General features: G+C 52.8%; 13 protein-coding genes and 1 other RNA gene. 10 read left to right on the top strand and 4 right to left on the bottom strand.

Going from position 1 to position 13,035, the window contains the following annotated elements; genetic code table 11:
* Nucleotides 1–136: 136 nt before the first annotated feature.
* Entirely contained in the window at nucleotides 137–928 is a 792-nt protein-coding gene (locus PGR23_RS21530; protein ID WP_015703199.1) for a cytochrome C assembly family protein, read from the top strand.
* Nucleotides 929–945: 17 nt separating this feature from the next.
* A complete protein-coding gene (locus tag PGR23_RS21535; RefSeq protein ID WP_026612238.1) occupies nucleotides 946–2,232 on the top strand; it encodes an HlyC/CorC family transporter in 1,287 nt (428 codons plus the stop codon).
* Nucleotides 2,233–2,335: 103 nt separating this feature from the next.
* Here PGR23_RS21535 and grpE read toward each other — a convergent pair whose 3' ends face one another.
* Nucleotides 2,336–2,926, bottom strand: a complete 591-nt coding sequence (grpE, locus tag PGR23_RS21540; RefSeq protein ID WP_015370253.1) for a nucleotide exchange factor GrpE — start codon at nucleotides 2,924–2,926, stop codon at nucleotides 2,336–2,338.
* A gap of 123 nt (nucleotides 2,927–3,049) precedes the next feature.
* On the opposite strand from grpE, the gene nadK reads away from it, so the two are divergent.
* The 3 genes from nadK to bamE all read left to right on the top strand — a co-directional run bounded on the left by nadK (nucleotide 3,050) and on the right by bamE (nucleotide 6,162).
* Entirely contained in the window at nucleotides 3,050–3,928 is an 879-nt protein-coding gene (gene nadK / locus PGR23_RS21545; protein WP_015370252.1) for an NAD(+) kinase, read from the top strand.
* Between the two features lie 86 nt (nucleotides 3,929–4,014).
* Nucleotides 4,015–5,676: a DNA repair protein RecN gene (gene recN, locus PGR23_RS21550; protein ID WP_396279478.1), complete on the top strand. Its 1,662-nt coding sequence runs from the start codon at nucleotides 4,015–4,017 to the stop codon at nucleotides 5,674–5,676.
* Between the two features lie 147 nt (nucleotides 5,677–5,823).
* Nucleotides 5,824–6,162: an outer membrane protein assembly factor BamE gene (gene bamE, locus PGR23_RS21555; RefSeq protein ID WP_047044418.1), complete on the top strand. Its 339-nt coding sequence runs from the start codon at nucleotides 5,824–5,826 to the stop codon at nucleotides 6,160–6,162.
* Between the two features lie 61 nt (nucleotides 6,163–6,223).
* On the opposite strand, the gene PGR23_RS21560 is transcribed toward bamE, so the two are convergent.
* The gene (locus PGR23_RS21560) at nucleotides 6,224–6,514 is read right to left on the bottom strand and encodes an RnfH family protein (protein ID WP_015370249.1); all 291 of its coding nucleotides are present in this window, start codon (nucleotides 6,512–6,514) and stop codon (nucleotides 6,224–6,226) included.
* On the bottom strand, nucleotides 6,504–6,941 hold the full coding sequence (locus PGR23_RS21565) for a type II toxin-antitoxin system RatA family toxin (protein WP_015370248.1): 438 nt from the start codon (nucleotides 6,939–6,941) through the stop codon (nucleotides 6,504–6,506). Before PGR23_RS21565 ends, PGR23_RS21560 begins: the two co-directional genes overlap by 11 nt.
* A 153-nt stretch (nucleotides 6,942–7,094) precedes the next feature.
* On the opposite strand from PGR23_RS21565, the gene smpB reads away from it, so the two are divergent.
* From smpB to PGR23_RS21590, 5 genes are all read left to right on the top strand, one after another.
* Nucleotides 7,095–7,577, top strand: coding sequence for an SsrA-binding protein SmpB (smpB, locus tag PGR23_RS21570; protein ID WP_015370247.1), 483 nt, complete (start codon nucleotides 7,095–7,097; stop codon nucleotides 7,575–7,577).
* A gap of 145 nt (nucleotides 7,578–7,722) precedes the next feature.
* Nucleotides 7,723–8,085: a transfer-messenger RNA gene (gene ssrA / locus PGR23_RS21575) on the top strand.
* Nucleotides 8,086–8,613: 528 nt separating this feature from the next.
* The gene (locus PGR23_RS21580) at nucleotides 8,614–9,438 is read left to right on the top strand and encodes an RNase A-like domain-containing protein (protein ID WP_047044416.1); all 825 of its coding nucleotides are present in this window, start codon (nucleotides 8,614–8,616) and stop codon (nucleotides 9,436–9,438) included.
* The gene (locus PGR23_RS21585) at nucleotides 9,407–9,730 is read left to right on the top strand and encodes a contact-dependent growth inhibition system immunity protein (RefSeq protein WP_047044412.1); all 324 of its coding nucleotides are present in this window, start codon (nucleotides 9,407–9,409) and stop codon (nucleotides 9,728–9,730) included. The genes PGR23_RS21580 and PGR23_RS21585 overlap by 32 nt, the downstream gene beginning before the upstream one ends.
* Nucleotides 9,731–9,942: 212 nt before the next feature.
* Entirely contained in the window at nucleotides 9,943–10,329 is a 387-nt protein-coding gene (locus tag PGR23_RS21590; RefSeq protein ID WP_047044410.1) for a DUF7079 family protein, read from the top strand.
* A 178-nt stretch (nucleotides 10,330–10,507) separates the two neighbouring features.
* Here PGR23_RS21590 and torA read toward each other — a convergent pair whose 3' ends face one another.
* A complete protein-coding gene (gene torA, locus PGR23_RS21595) occupies nucleotides 10,508–13,027 on the bottom strand; it encodes a trimethylamine-N-oxide reductase TorA (RefSeq protein WP_020078142.1) in 2,520 nt (839 codons plus the stop codon).
* Nucleotides 13,028–13,035 lie beyond the last annotated feature (8 nt).

The following is a 13,035-nucleotide window of genomic DNA, read 5'->3' on the forward strand; positions in this document are numbered from 1 at the left end:
CGCCGCAGCGACACAAAAATACGAATTTGGCGCAGTATAACACGACATAAACCTGAATGTGCTGCAACGGTTGGAGCAGACGTCGCGTGACGCTATACTGCTTCTCTTTCTTATTTAGTCAACAGTCGACGCTCCTATGCCTGTGTTTGCTCTACTTGCCCTTGTCGCCTACTCCATCAGCCTTGCGCTGATCATCCCTGGCTTGCTGCAAAAAAACAGCAGCTGGCGACGGATGGCGATTCTCTCCGCGACGATAGCGCTGATTTGCCACGCCTTCGCGCTGGAGTCACGTATTTTCCCCGGCGGCGAAGGTGGGCAAAATCTCAGCTTACTTAACGTCGGCTCGCTGGTCAGCCTGATGATCTGTACGGTGATGACCATCGTCGCCTCGCGTAATCGCGGTTGGCTATTGCTACCTATCGTATACGCCTTCGCGCTGATCAACCTCGCCTTCGCCACCTTCGTGCCTAACGAGTACATCACCCACCTCGAAACCACTCCTGGGATGTTGGTGCATATCGGCCTGTCGCTCTTTGCCTACGCCACGCTTATCATCGCCGCGCTGTACGCGCTGCAGCTGGCGTGGATTGACTACCAGCTGAAAAATAAAAAGCTGGCTTTCAGCAGCGAAATGCCGCCGCTGATGAGTATTGAGCGTAAAATGTTTCATATCACCCAGGTTGGCGTAGTGCTGCTGACCCTGACGCTATGCACCGGGTTGTTCTATATGCACAACCTGTTCAATACCGAAAATATTGATAAAGCGGTGCTGTCTATCGTGGCCTGGTTTGTCTATATCGTACTGCTGTGGGGGCACTACCACGAAGGCTGGCGCGGCCGCCGGGTGGTCTGGTTTAACGTCGCCGGAGCCGGGTTGCTGACCCTGGCTTATTTTGGCAGCCGCGTCCTTCAGCAGTTTGTTAGTTAAAGACTAAGGAGTCTCTCCTGGAACACATTTCTACCACCACGCTGATCGTCACGCTGATCATCATGGTGATTATCTCCGCCTATTTCTCCGGTTCCGAAACCGGCATGATGACGCTGAACCGCTATCGGCTGCGTCATATGGCGAAACAAGGCAACCGCCCGGCTAAGCGTGTGGAAAAGCTGCTGCGTAAGCCGGACCGCCTCATTAGCCTGGTGCTCATCGGCAACAACCTCGTCAATATCCTGGCCTCAGCGCTGGGGACCATCGTCGGCATGCGTCTGTACGGCGACGCTGGCGTGGCTATCGCCACCGGCGTGCTCACCTTTGTCGTGCTGGTGTTTGCCGAAGTCTTACCTAAAACCATTGCCGCCCTGTATCCGGAAAAGGTCGCCTACCCCAGCAGTTTCCTGTTGGCGCCGCTACAGGTACTGATGATGCCGCTGGTGTGGCTGTTGAACACCATTACCCGCGTACTGATGCGCATGATGGGTATTAAGACCGATCACGTCATTAGCGGCGCATTAAGCAAAGATGAACTACGAACGATTGTGAATGAATCCCGTTCACAAATCTCACGGCGGAATCAGGACATGCTGCTGTCGGTCCTGGATCTGGAAAAGGTCAGCGTTAATGACATCATGGTGCCGCGCAATGAGATCGTCGGTATCGATATCAACGATGACTGGAAATCTATAGTCCGCCAGCTAACCCACTCGCCGCATGGCCGTATCGTGCTTTATCGTGATTCGCTGGACGATGCCATCAGCATGCTGCGCGTCCGTGAAGCCTATCGTCTGATGACGGAAAAGAAAGAGTTCACAAAAGAGATCATGTTACGAGCGGCAGATGAGATTTACTTTGTGCCAGAAGGTACGCCACTCAGCACGCAATTGGTGAAATTCCAACGTAATAAAAAGAAAGTCGGTCTGGTGGTCGATGAATATGGTGATATTCAAGGACTGGTCACCGTTGAAGATATTCTTGAAGAGATCGTGGGAGACTTCACTACCTCAATGTCGCCAACCCTTGCCGAAGAAGTGACGCCGCTTAATGACGGCTCGGTAATTATTGACGGCGGCGCCAACGTGCGGGAAATCAACAAAGCGTTCAACTGGCATCTGCCGGAAGACGACGCGCGTACCGTTAACGGCATCATTCTGGAAGCGCTGGAAGAAATCCCGGTCCCTGGAACCCGCGTACGTATCGAACAGTATGATATCGATATTCTCGACGTACAGGACAATATGATTAAGCAGGTGAAGGTGATGCCGGTGAAATCATTACGCGAAAGCGTGGCGGAATAGCGCAGCCAGCAAAGAATAACGGCGAACTTCGGTTCGCCGTTATTTTATTTAAAGCCAATAAAAACGGCCACCCGCAGGCAGCCGTTACTGGCGAACTAACGAATTACTTCGCTTTCGCGACGGTTACCATCGCGGCGCGAATAGTACGACCGTTCAGGGTATAACCCTTCTGCATCACGCCCAGCACGTTGCCGGCAGCCACATCGTCAGACTCGACCATCGCGATGGCCTGGTGCACGTTTGGATCCAGCGGTACGTTGGTATCGGCAACCACTTCAACGCCAAACTTACGCACGACGTCCAGCATCGATTTCAGGGTCAGTTCGATCCCTTCAACCATTGGCGCCATATCCGGGTTAGCTTTATCAGCCACTTCCAGCGCGCGATCCAGGCTATCGATAACCGGCAGCAGTTCGTTGACGAACTTCTCCAGCGCAAATTTATGCGCTTTCTCGATATCCTGTTCGGTGCGACGACGCAGGTTGTCTTCTTCCGCTTTTGCGCGCAGCATCACATCACGTTCACGCTTTTGCGCTTCGGCCAGCTGTGCTTCCAGATTCGCAATTTTTTCATCGCGCGGATCCACCTGCTCAGCAGAAACCTCAGGCTCTACAGCCTCTACGTTGTCGTGCTGCTCCGTGATAATTTCTTCCGGGGCTTGCCCCTCAGGCGTTTTCTGTTCTTTACTACTCATGAATTTCTCCGCGTTTTTTTCGCATTCATCTCGCTAACTTCGCTTATTATGGGGATCAGTTTCCGGGATTCAAGGGAAGCAGACAGATTGTCATCATTCATTTAACCCAAGGACATCCAGATCATGAAGAACCATTTCAAGTGTATCGGCATTGTGGGACACCCTCGTCACCCAACCGCCCTGACCACACATGAAATGCTCTGGCGCTGGCTATGCGGCAAAGGCTATGAAGTATTGGTCGAGCAGCAAATCGCCCATGAACTCCAGCTTAGCAATGTAAAAACCGGCACGCTGGCGGAAATCGGCCAGCAGGCGGATCTGGCGGTGGTGGTCGGCGGCGACGGCAATATGCTCGGCGCGGCGCGTACCCTGGCGCGCTATGACATCAACGTCATCGGCATTAACCGCGGCAATCTTGGTTTTCTTACCGACCTTGACCCGGATAACGCGCTTCAGCAATTGGCCGACGTACTAGAAGGCCACTATATCGCAGAAAAACGTTTTCTGCTGGAAGCCCAGGTATGCCAGCATGACTGCCAGAAGCGCATCAGCACGGCTATTAATGAAGTGGTGCTGCATCCGGGTAAAGTCGCGCACATGATTGAGTTCGAAGTCTATATCGATGAAGTGTTCGCCTTCTCCCAGCGCTCCGACGGCCTGATCATCTCCACGCCTACCGGTTCGACGGCCTATTCGCTCTCTGCGGGCGGCCCTATTCTCACGCCTTCTCTGGACGCCATCACCCTGGTGCCGATGTTCCCGCATACGCTATCAGCGCGACCGCTGGTGATTAACGGCGATAGCACCATTCGCCTGCGCTTCTCGCAGCGCTGCAACGATCTGGAAATCAGTTGCGACAGCCAGATTGCGCTCCCCATTCAGGACGGCGAAGATGTGCTCATCCGCCGCTGTGATTATCACCTCAATCTGATTCATCCGAAAGACTACAGTTATTTCAATACATTAAGCACTAAGTTGGGCTGGTCGAAAAAATTGTTCTGATTTTACAAGCTGCCTCTTTACTGGATAAAAAACCAGTTTATACTGTACGAAAACACAGTAATGGTTTTTCATACAGGAAGGCAGCTATGTTGGCGCAACTCACCATCAGCAATTTCGCTATCGTTCGTGAACTGGAAATTGATTTTCACAGTGGCATGACCGCCATTACCGGGGAAACCGGCGCCGGGAAATCCATTGCCATCGACGCGCTGGGGTTGTGCCTCGGCGGCCGAGCCGAAGCTGACATGGTGCGCCGCGGCGCCAGCCGTGCCGACCTGTGCGCGCGCTTCGCGCTGAAAGATACCCCTGCCGCCCAGCGCTGGCTGGAAGAGAACCAACTGGAAAGCGGGCGTGAGTGTTTACTTCGCCGCGTGATCAGCGCTGACGGTCGCTCCCGCGGTTTTATCAACGGTACCGCCGTGCCCCTTTCTCAACTTCGCGAGCTGGGCCAGTTGCTGATCCAGATCCATGGCCAGCATGCCCATCAGTTACTCACCAAAGCCGAACATCAGAAAACCCTGCTCGATGGTTATACCGGTGAGTATGCGCTTACTCAGCGCATGGCGGAACGCTACCGCCAGTGGCACCAGAGCTGCCGGGAGCTGGCTCAGCATCAGCAGCAGAGCCAGGAGCGCGCCGCCCGCGCAGACCTGCTGCAATACCAGCTCAAAGAACTGAACGAATTTAATCCTCTGCCGGGCGAGTTCGAACAGATAGACGAAGAGTACAAACGTTTGGCCAACAGCGGCCAGCTGCTCAGTACCTGTCAGCATGCGTTAACGGTACTGGCCGACGGCGAAGAGGCCAATTTGCAAAGCCAGCTTTATACCGCTAAACAGCTGGTTAGCGAGCTGGTCGGTATGGATAGCAAACTCTCCAGCGTGCACGATATGCTGGAAGAAGCCTCTATTCAGCTCAGCGAGGCGACCGATGAGCTGCGCCACTACAATGACCGTCTCGATCTCGACCCTAACCGTCTGTTCGAGCTGGAACAGCGCATTTCCCGGCAGATTGCGCTGGCGCGTAAGCATCAGATTGCTCCGGAAGAGCTGCCGGCGTTCTATCAGGCCATGCTGGATGAGCAGCGCCTGCTGGACGACAGCGCCGGTTCGCTGGAGTCGCTGAGCCAGTTGGTCATTGAGCATCACCGCCTGGCGCTGGAAACGGCGCAAGAACTGCACGCCCTGCGTCAGCGCAGCGCCGATGAACTCACCCAGTTGATAACCGAAAGTATGCACTCACTTTCTATGCCACACGGCGTGTTTGCCATTGATGTCGCCTTTGATGAACGCCATCTGACCGCCGAAGGCGCCGACCATATTGAGTTCCGCGTCACCACCAACCCGGGGCAACCGCTGCAGCCGATCGCTAAAGTGGCCTCCGGCGGCGAGCTGTCGCGTATCGCACTGGCTATTCAGGTTATTACCGCCCGTAAAATGGAAACTCCGGCGCTGATTTTCGATGAGGTCGATGTCGGCATCAGCGGCCCGACGGCGGCGGTGGTCGGCAAACTGCTCCGCCAGTTGGGAGAATCCACGCAGGTCATGTGCGTGACTCACCTGCCGCAGGTTGCTGGCTGTGGTCACCATCATTTCTTTGTCTGCAAAGAGACCGATGGTGAGATGACCGAGACGCACATGCATGCGCTGGATAAACGCGCCAGACTGCAGGAACTGGCCCGTCTGCTGGGCGGTAGCGAGGTGACCCGCAACACCCTGGCGAACGCGAAAGAGTTGCTTGCGGCGTAAACTTTTTGATTTTCACAGAGTCATAGTGAACAGCAAATTGCCAATAGACCTGCAGTCGAAGGTTCCCAACCGGGCAAAGGTCTATTATTATCGGCATATTACAGATGAGCCACGTATTGCTCGGGCCCAAAAAGGAATCAAATCACTATGCGCTGTAAAACGCTGACTGCTGCCGCAGCGGTTCTCCTTATGTTGACCGCAGGCTGTTCCACTCTGGAACGAGTGGTTTACCGTCCTGATATCAACCAGGGTAACTATCTGGCACCAACCGATGTCGCAAAAATTCGTGTCGGCATGACACAACAGCAGGTTGCTTATGCGCTGGGTACGCCGATGATGTCAGATCCATTTGGTAGCAACACCTGGTTCTACGTTTTCCGCCAGCAGCCGGGCCATGAGAAAGTGACCCAGCAGACCCTGACGCTGACCTTCGACAGCAGCGGTGTGTTAACCAACATTGATAACAAACCGGCGCTGACCAAGTAATCTCAGGCCAGTTGAAATGCAAAAAGCGCTCAATGAGCGCTTTTTTATTGTGCATTCCCGCTTATTTCTCGGCGTGCTTTTCAGCCCGCTGTCGGCGCAGCTCTTTCGGGTCAGCAATCAGTGGGCGATAAATCTCTACGCGGTCGCCATCATGGACTTCGTCATGCAGCTTGACCGGACGGCTGTAGATACCGACTTTATTCTTCGCCAGATCGATATCTTCGCGCAGCGCCAGAATACCGCTCGAGATAATCGCCTGCTCGACCGTTGCCCCAGCCTGCAGCTTCACGCGTTGCAGGTACTGTTTTTCCGGCAACGCATAGGCGACTTCAACCACAATATTAGCCGACACGATACACCTCTTTGGCGCGCGTGGTGAACGCCTGCACCATATTGGCGGCCAGCTCTTTAAAGATGCGACCAAAAGCCATTTCAATCAGCTTGTTGGTGAACTCAAAATCGAGATGAAACTCAATTTTGCACGCATCCGGGCTGAGCGGAATAAACTTCCAGCCGCCAATCAGCTTTTTGAACGGCCCATCGACCAGGCTCATCAGGATACTCTGGTTATCGGTCAGCGTATTACGCGTCGTGAAAGTCTTGCTGATGCCGGCCTTGGACACATCAACCGCCGCCGTCATTTGCGTCGGCCCGGCCTCCAGCACTCGGCTACCGGTGCAGCCTGGCAGGAAATCGGGATAGGACTTCACATCATTTACGAGTTGATACATCTGTTCCACGCTGAAAGGCACCAGCGCAGTACGGCTAATCTGAGGCATAGCAGGTTCCACATTTAAACACGGGACAAATAATATCATTTATCTGCTGCTAAAAAAAACGCTGTACCATAACTCGTGCTAAGATAGCCCATTACGCCTCGCAGGAAGGATTGAGGTAACAATGTTTAGAACTAGCGATGACTTCAGGACATTATGACTAAGAAAAAAGCCCACAAACCTGGATCAGCCACCATTGCGCTGAATAAACGCGCCCGTCACGAATACTTTATCGAAGATGAATACGAGGCAGGCCTCGCGCTGCAGGGTTGGGAAGTGAAATCTCTGCGTGCCGGCAAAGCCAACATCGGCGATAGCTATGTCATTCTGAGAGATGGCGAAGCCTATCTTTTCGGCGCCAACTTTACGCCAATGGCGGTCGCCTCCACGCATTACGTTTGCGATCCGACCCGTACCCGCAAGCTACTGCTTAATCAGCGCGAGCTCGATGCGCTATACGGCCGCATCAACCGCGAAGGTTATACCGTCGTCGCCCTGTCGTTGTACTGGAAGAACGCCTGGTGCAAAGTGAAAATCGGCGTGGCGAAAGGTAAGAAACAGCACGATAAGCGCACCGACGTGAAAGATCGTGAATGGGCGGTAGATAAAGCGCGCATCATGAAGAACGCCGGGCGATAATCTCCCCTCTATCTGCGGGCCAGCTTTCCCTGGCCCCACGCTATATTGCTGTTGTCGCTGCTTTTTCACTCGATATGCCGCCAGAATCCTCGCTGCAGGGGCTGGTAACCACCCTCACAAATCTGTTATACTTCAAGTACACATTGGGGCTGATTCTGGATTCGACGGGATTCGCGAAACCCAAGGTGCATGCCGAGGGGCGGTTGGCCTCGTAAAAAGCCGCAAAAAAATAGTCGCAAACGACGAAAACTACGCTTTAGCAGCTTAATAACCTGCTTAGAGCCCTCTCTCCCTAGCCTCCGCTCTTAGGACGGGGATCAAGAGAGGTCAAACCCAAAAGAGATCGCGCGGATGCCCTGCCTGGGGTTGAAGTGCTAAAACTAATCAGGCTAGTTCGTTAGTGGCGTGTCTGTCCGCAGCTGGCGTGCGAATGTAAAGACAAACTAAGCATGTAGTGCCGAGGATGTAGGAATTTCGGACGCGGGTTCAACTCCCGCCAGCTCCACCAAAATTCTCCATCGGTGATTACCAGAGTCATCCGATGAAGTCCTAAGAGCCCGCACGGCGCAAGCCCTGCGGGCTTTTTTGTGCCTTGAATTTGTCCCGCGAAGTCCGAAGAGAAATCATTAAATCCGAACCTTTTAGGCACCTCATAAAGCTTTATTGTTTTTGAGGTGCCTAAAACTATGGAAACCCGGCAAAAGGGACTGAACACACCCCGGTAGACGATCCTGCCAGTCTTATACTACGAATAAAACCCAGCACCATATATAAAACTCATAAAAATATTATCTAACAACTTAAAGTGAATCAATCGCTATATTTTTAAATATAGAAAGACACTATGTAAAAAATTTGCCGATACCTCTCTCGATCATATAAAACATAGTTTTATATAAGCCCAAATTATAGGTTACACCGACAAAACTCACCCGTAAAAAAACCAAAAGCCAAGAAACAAAAATTACTTGTAGAGATTCATTTGCGAATCACGATAATGTTTTTTACTATCGCCAGGTAGATATCAGGGGGCACTATGAATAATGGATTATATATTGTAATGTCGCCAGTTCAGTTGGCGGCAGTAATGTCTGATAAAACAGTGACAGAAGCGGAGACACTACAAAACAGATTGCTAGGTGGGCTCGATGTAGCAATGAGTACTGTTGAATTAGCCGGAGCTACGATTTTATGCGCGGCTCCTGACCCAACTATGTTGACCAAAGCGGCCTGTGTCGTCGTTGGCGCCCATGGACTCGATAGCCTTCATGCATCAATTGACCAAATCATCACAGGCCGCGATACCCGTACAGCGGCTTACCAGTTAGCTGTTGAAACTGCACGTCAGTTAGGCGCCGACGAAAAGACAGCAATGAGCATTGGCCTGACCGTAGATATTGCTGTCCCGGCTGCATTTGGCCTCGCTTTAGGCGCTGCTCGTGTTGCTTATGTCCGCGCAGGAAATTTTAGAATCATAGATCATGAAGCCGTACGCCCAGTAAAAATTGGCGGTCACACGCTATCCAAACACGTATCGATTTCAGAAAAAGAGTTACTGGAACGTCTGGCGCGAAGCCCTCAGATGAGGTCTGTATCATCATTTTATTCTGTACAACATGCGGAAAAGGCTATCAGTAACGCATTAAAAGCCAATAAACTCAAAGTAGTATATTGGGCAAATTCAGGCGCAGGTTCTCGTCCACTTGAATTGACCTATAAAACCGGTAGTGCAATTGGATACGGGTTCCGGCAGGGACTAAATGTCAAAGAAACCAGTTATACTGTCCGTGTAGTGTTACTGAAACAAGTTTATCAGGGGAAACCGTACTATGTTCTCACGTCTTACCCATATATGGGATAAAAAACCGGGTCGTAAGTACCCTGCCATACAGGATATGCTCACTATTTATTTTAGTAACGAGCACGATGATTTTGGCAATTCGATTAATGAGATTATCGACAGATATCGTGACTATAGTATTTCATCAATTGAAGATGCTAAATTAGAAATTTCCTCTTTATTAGAAATCGAAGATGAAGAAGCGCTTAGCTCCATTATGAAGAAAATTGCGAATGACAGGTTCCATCCCGAACCGTGGGGTGAAACATGGCGTAGCTTCCTGGAAAAAATCCTTTTTTTATTAAAACATTAGCATCAAAAAGATCTTATTCAGTAAGTTCTAATCTGCATTAAGAAGATCGCTTACTGTTAATATTATTTCAGAGTATCGAGTTATTTATATTCAGGCCAGATATTTTTGCCTTGTAAGTCCGGTGCTATTTCTGACTATCGTTTATCCAGATATCTGACATACACTGTAGCATCGGGCCATTGGGTATTGCCGGCCACAGGGGAGAAACTAATATGCAACTAACAGAAGCTCAACTGATGACCCGAGTTCCTGTCTGGCACGCATTATCGGAGCTGTTTACCGGGCGCGAACTCCAGGACTACGACTACCGATGGATGGCGCAGAAGTTAAAGGAGTCTGGTTTAAGTCGGGAAGAGATCTTTGTGATTCTGGATGAGGAGGTTGCCCCTGCCCTCCAGTCAAATCTTCTCTACAACCCAACGCCGGTGATGGACGGTTGGTCAGAGAAAGATATTAAACAGCTCGTGACAGAGTATGTATATAAGAAACCGACAATTATCGAGCGCGTCATTCCAGCCCGCGTACTGTTAAAACAGCGCCGTAAATACATTCAGAACGAACTCAATAAGCTTTCCCACGAACTGGATAAATGCTTCTGAAAGGGTTTTAAACGAGGCGATTGGCATACATTTAGGTATATATCCAAAAGCCAGGCTCATGCAGTACAGGGAATAAGACGTTATAAAATTAGCGATGCCGTGAATATATTCACTTTCATCAGATAAACGGACACCCCTTACGGAAGTGTCCGTTTTGTCTTTCAGATCCGGCTGCGGGTTACGCGCCTACCGGCACATCGTGCGCAGTGTTTTTCAGCGCCGGTCCGGTGTACTTCTCGATCTGCAGCTGCGACATCTGGCCACAGTTCCCCTGCGCCAGGCTGGAGGAGCCGACGTCAAAGGTCAGACAGTTGACGTTACCGTTTTTACACAGCGATCCCGGCTGTGACGGATCGGCCGGATCAAACCATGCCCCTTCGCTGATGCGCACCACGCCTTCGCGAACGTTATCGGTAATCACCGCTCCGACCAGGATCTGCCCGCGATCGTTAAAGGCGCGAACCAGATCGCCTTCACTGATGCCGCGCGCGCTCGCATCTTTCGGATGGATCCAGATGGCTTCGCGATCGGCTACCGCGTATTTCTTGCGCAGCGGCGTATTATCGAGCTGAGAATGCAGACGGTTAATCGGGTGACCGGTATTGAGCGACAGCGGATATTTCTCGGCTTCCGGCCCGCGATACCACTCGTGCGGCGGCATCCAGGTTGGAATCGCTTTGCAGTCCTCGTAGCCCATTTTGGCGATGGCGTCAGAGTAGATCTCGATTTTCCCTGACGGCGTCCCCAGCGGGTTGAGCAGCGGGTTCTCACGGAAATCGGCGAAACGCACCCATTGGGTGTTCTCTTGCGGGATCGGGAAGCGAATGTAGTTGTTGGAAGCCCAGAACATATCAAACGGCGGCAGCGCCACGCGAGCGTTGCGCGCCTGGGCTTTCATCTCGTCATACATGCCCTTCAACCACAGCATCTCATCTTTGCCTTCGGTAAAGGCCTCATGCACCCCAAGGATCTCGGAAATCCCCGCAAAGACATCAAAGTCGTTTTTCGCTTCGTTCTGCGGCGGTACGCACTGGCGCAGCGGGAAGACATAAAGCTGCGAATAGTCGCCGCCCATATCCATGTCGTTGCGCTCGTAGGTGGTGGTCACCGGCAGTACGATGTCCGCGTGTTTCGCCGTCGCCGTCCAGTACGGTTCGTTCACCACCACGGTTTCCGGATGCTGCCAGGCTTTCACCAGGTTGTTGGTATCCTGATGCTGGTGGAAGGTGTTACCGCCCGCCACGTACACCATTTTAATATCCGGATAGGTGACTTTCGTGCCGTTATAGTCGATGGTCTTGCCTGGGTTCGCCAGCGCATCGGCGATGCGCGCCACCGGGAACGGCGTAATATCTTTCGCCGCCGGCGACGTTGGGCTACCGGCGGAGATCCCCGCCAGAATACCGCCGCGCGCGGTTGGGCTACCGCCGGAAGAGTAGTGATAGCTAAAGCCGAAACCGCCGCCGGGCAGGCCAATCTGCCCCAGCATCGCCGCCAGCGTCACCATCATCCAGTGGGCCTGTTCGCCATGATGCTGACGCTGGATGCCCCAGCCGCCCATGATCATGGTGCGATGCTTCGCCATATCTCGCGCCAGCTGCTTGATGGTCTCTGCATCAACGCCGCTGATATCCGCAGCCCAGTTGGCATCCTTGACGACGCCATCTTCTTTACCGTTCAGGTAGGCTTCAAATTTATCGAACCCTACGGTGTAGGTTTTCAGGAAATCTGGGTTATGCAGATTTTCAGCCAGCAGCGTATGGGCCACCCCCGCCATCAGCGCGCAGTCGGTGTAGCTGCGCGGGGCGATCCACTCGGCGCCTAACTCACGCGCGCTGTCGCTGCGCACCGGGTCGATACAGATCATCCGGGTGCCCTTTTTCTTCAGCGCTTCAAAGCCCGTCTGGCCGACGTGATCCGGCAGGTTCCAGCTGTTTTTCAGCGTGATCATTGGGTTACAACCGATCATCACCACCAGCTCGCTGTTATCAATCACGTTTGGCCACGCGGTCTGCTGTTCGTAAACCTCAACGGAACCGACCACGTGCGGCATAATCACCTGCGCCGCGCCGGTGGAGTAGTCACCGGAATAGCCGACAAAGCCGCCCGCCAGGTTCATCATGCGCTGCAGCAGCGTTCTTGGGTTGTGGAACATCCCGACGCTTTTCCAGCCGTAAGAACCGGCATAAATAGATGATGGGCCATGCTCTTTTTGCAGACGGCTGATTTCACCCGCCACCAGATGCAGGGCTTTATCCCAGCTGACGCGGACCCACTCATCGCGGCCGCGCAGCTCTGGCTTACCGTTTTTCGCCCCGCCTTCTAACCAGCTTTTACGCACCATCGGATATTTAATCCGGTTTTCGGCGTGAACCTGATACGGCGCCATGGTAATCAGTTCGTTGGGATACGGATCGTCTTTGATCGGGCGTACGTCAACCATTTTGCCGTCGCGGACGATGGCTTCAAACGCGCCCCAGTGGGCGCCGGTGAGAATCCCGCTTTCCGCCTGGCGCAATGCAATAAACTGCGGCATCGCCTGGCTGATGGCCTCCGCCAGCGCCGAACGCGGCCATAACCCCGCCAGCAGCGGCGCCGCCATCAGGGCGCTGGCGCCAGCCAGAAAACGGCGACGCGTCAGATTCATACCGGGTTCCTGGCTCTGATCCGCCATGTCATAATCGTTATTCTTTTTCATCATGGCTC

The organism is Klebsiella sp. 141162 (genome assembly GCF_050600755.1).
Taxonomy (GTDB): Bacteria; Pseudomonadota; Gammaproteobacteria; order Enterobacterales; family Enterobacteriaceae; genus Klebsiella; species Klebsiella aerogenes.

What these genes read in the sequence shown, in the direction of transcription:
- PGR23_RS21530 (WP_015703199.1), top strand. Translation starts at nt 137, where the DNA reads ATGCCTGTGTTTGCTCTACTTGCCCTTGTCGCCTACTCCATCAGCCTT.
- PGR23_RS21585 (WP_047044412.1), top strand. Translation starts at nt 9,407, where the DNA reads ATGTTCTCACGTCTTACCCATATATGGGATAAAAAACCGGGTCGTAAG.
- smpB (WP_015370247.1), top strand. Translation starts at nt 7,095, where the DNA reads ATGACTAAGAAAAAAGCCCACAAACCTGGATCAGCCACCATTGCGCTG.
- PGR23_RS21580 (WP_047044416.1), top strand. Translation starts at nt 8,614, where the DNA reads ATGAATAATGGATTATATATTGTAATGTCGCCAGTTCAGTTGGCGGCA.
- torA (WP_020078142.1), bottom strand. Translation starts at nt 13,027, where the DNA reads ATGAAAAAGAATAACGATTATGACATGGCGGATCAGAGCCAGGAACCC.
- PGR23_RS21565 (WP_015370248.1), bottom strand. Translation starts at nt 6,941, where the DNA reads ATGCCTCAGATTAGCCGTACTGCGCTGGTGCCTTTCAGCGTGGAACAG.
- recN (WP_396279478.1), top strand. Translation starts at nt 4,015, where the DNA reads ATGTTGGCGCAACTCACCATCAGCAATTTCGCTATCGTTCGTGAACTG.
- grpE (WP_015370253.1), bottom strand. Translation starts at nt 2,926, where the DNA reads ATGAGTAGTAAAGAACAGAAAACGCCTGAGGGGCAAGCCCCGGAAGAA.
- nadK (WP_015370252.1), top strand. Translation starts at nt 3,050, where the DNA reads ATGAAGAACCATTTCAAGTGTATCGGCATTGTGGGACACCCTCGTCAC.
- bamE (WP_047044418.1), top strand. Translation starts at nt 5,824, where the DNA reads ATGCGCTGTAAAACGCTGACTGCTGCCGCAGCGGTTCTCCTTATGTTG.
- PGR23_RS21590 (WP_047044410.1), top strand. Translation starts at nt 9,943, where the DNA reads ATGCAACTAACAGAAGCTCAACTGATGACCCGAGTTCCTGTCTGGCAC.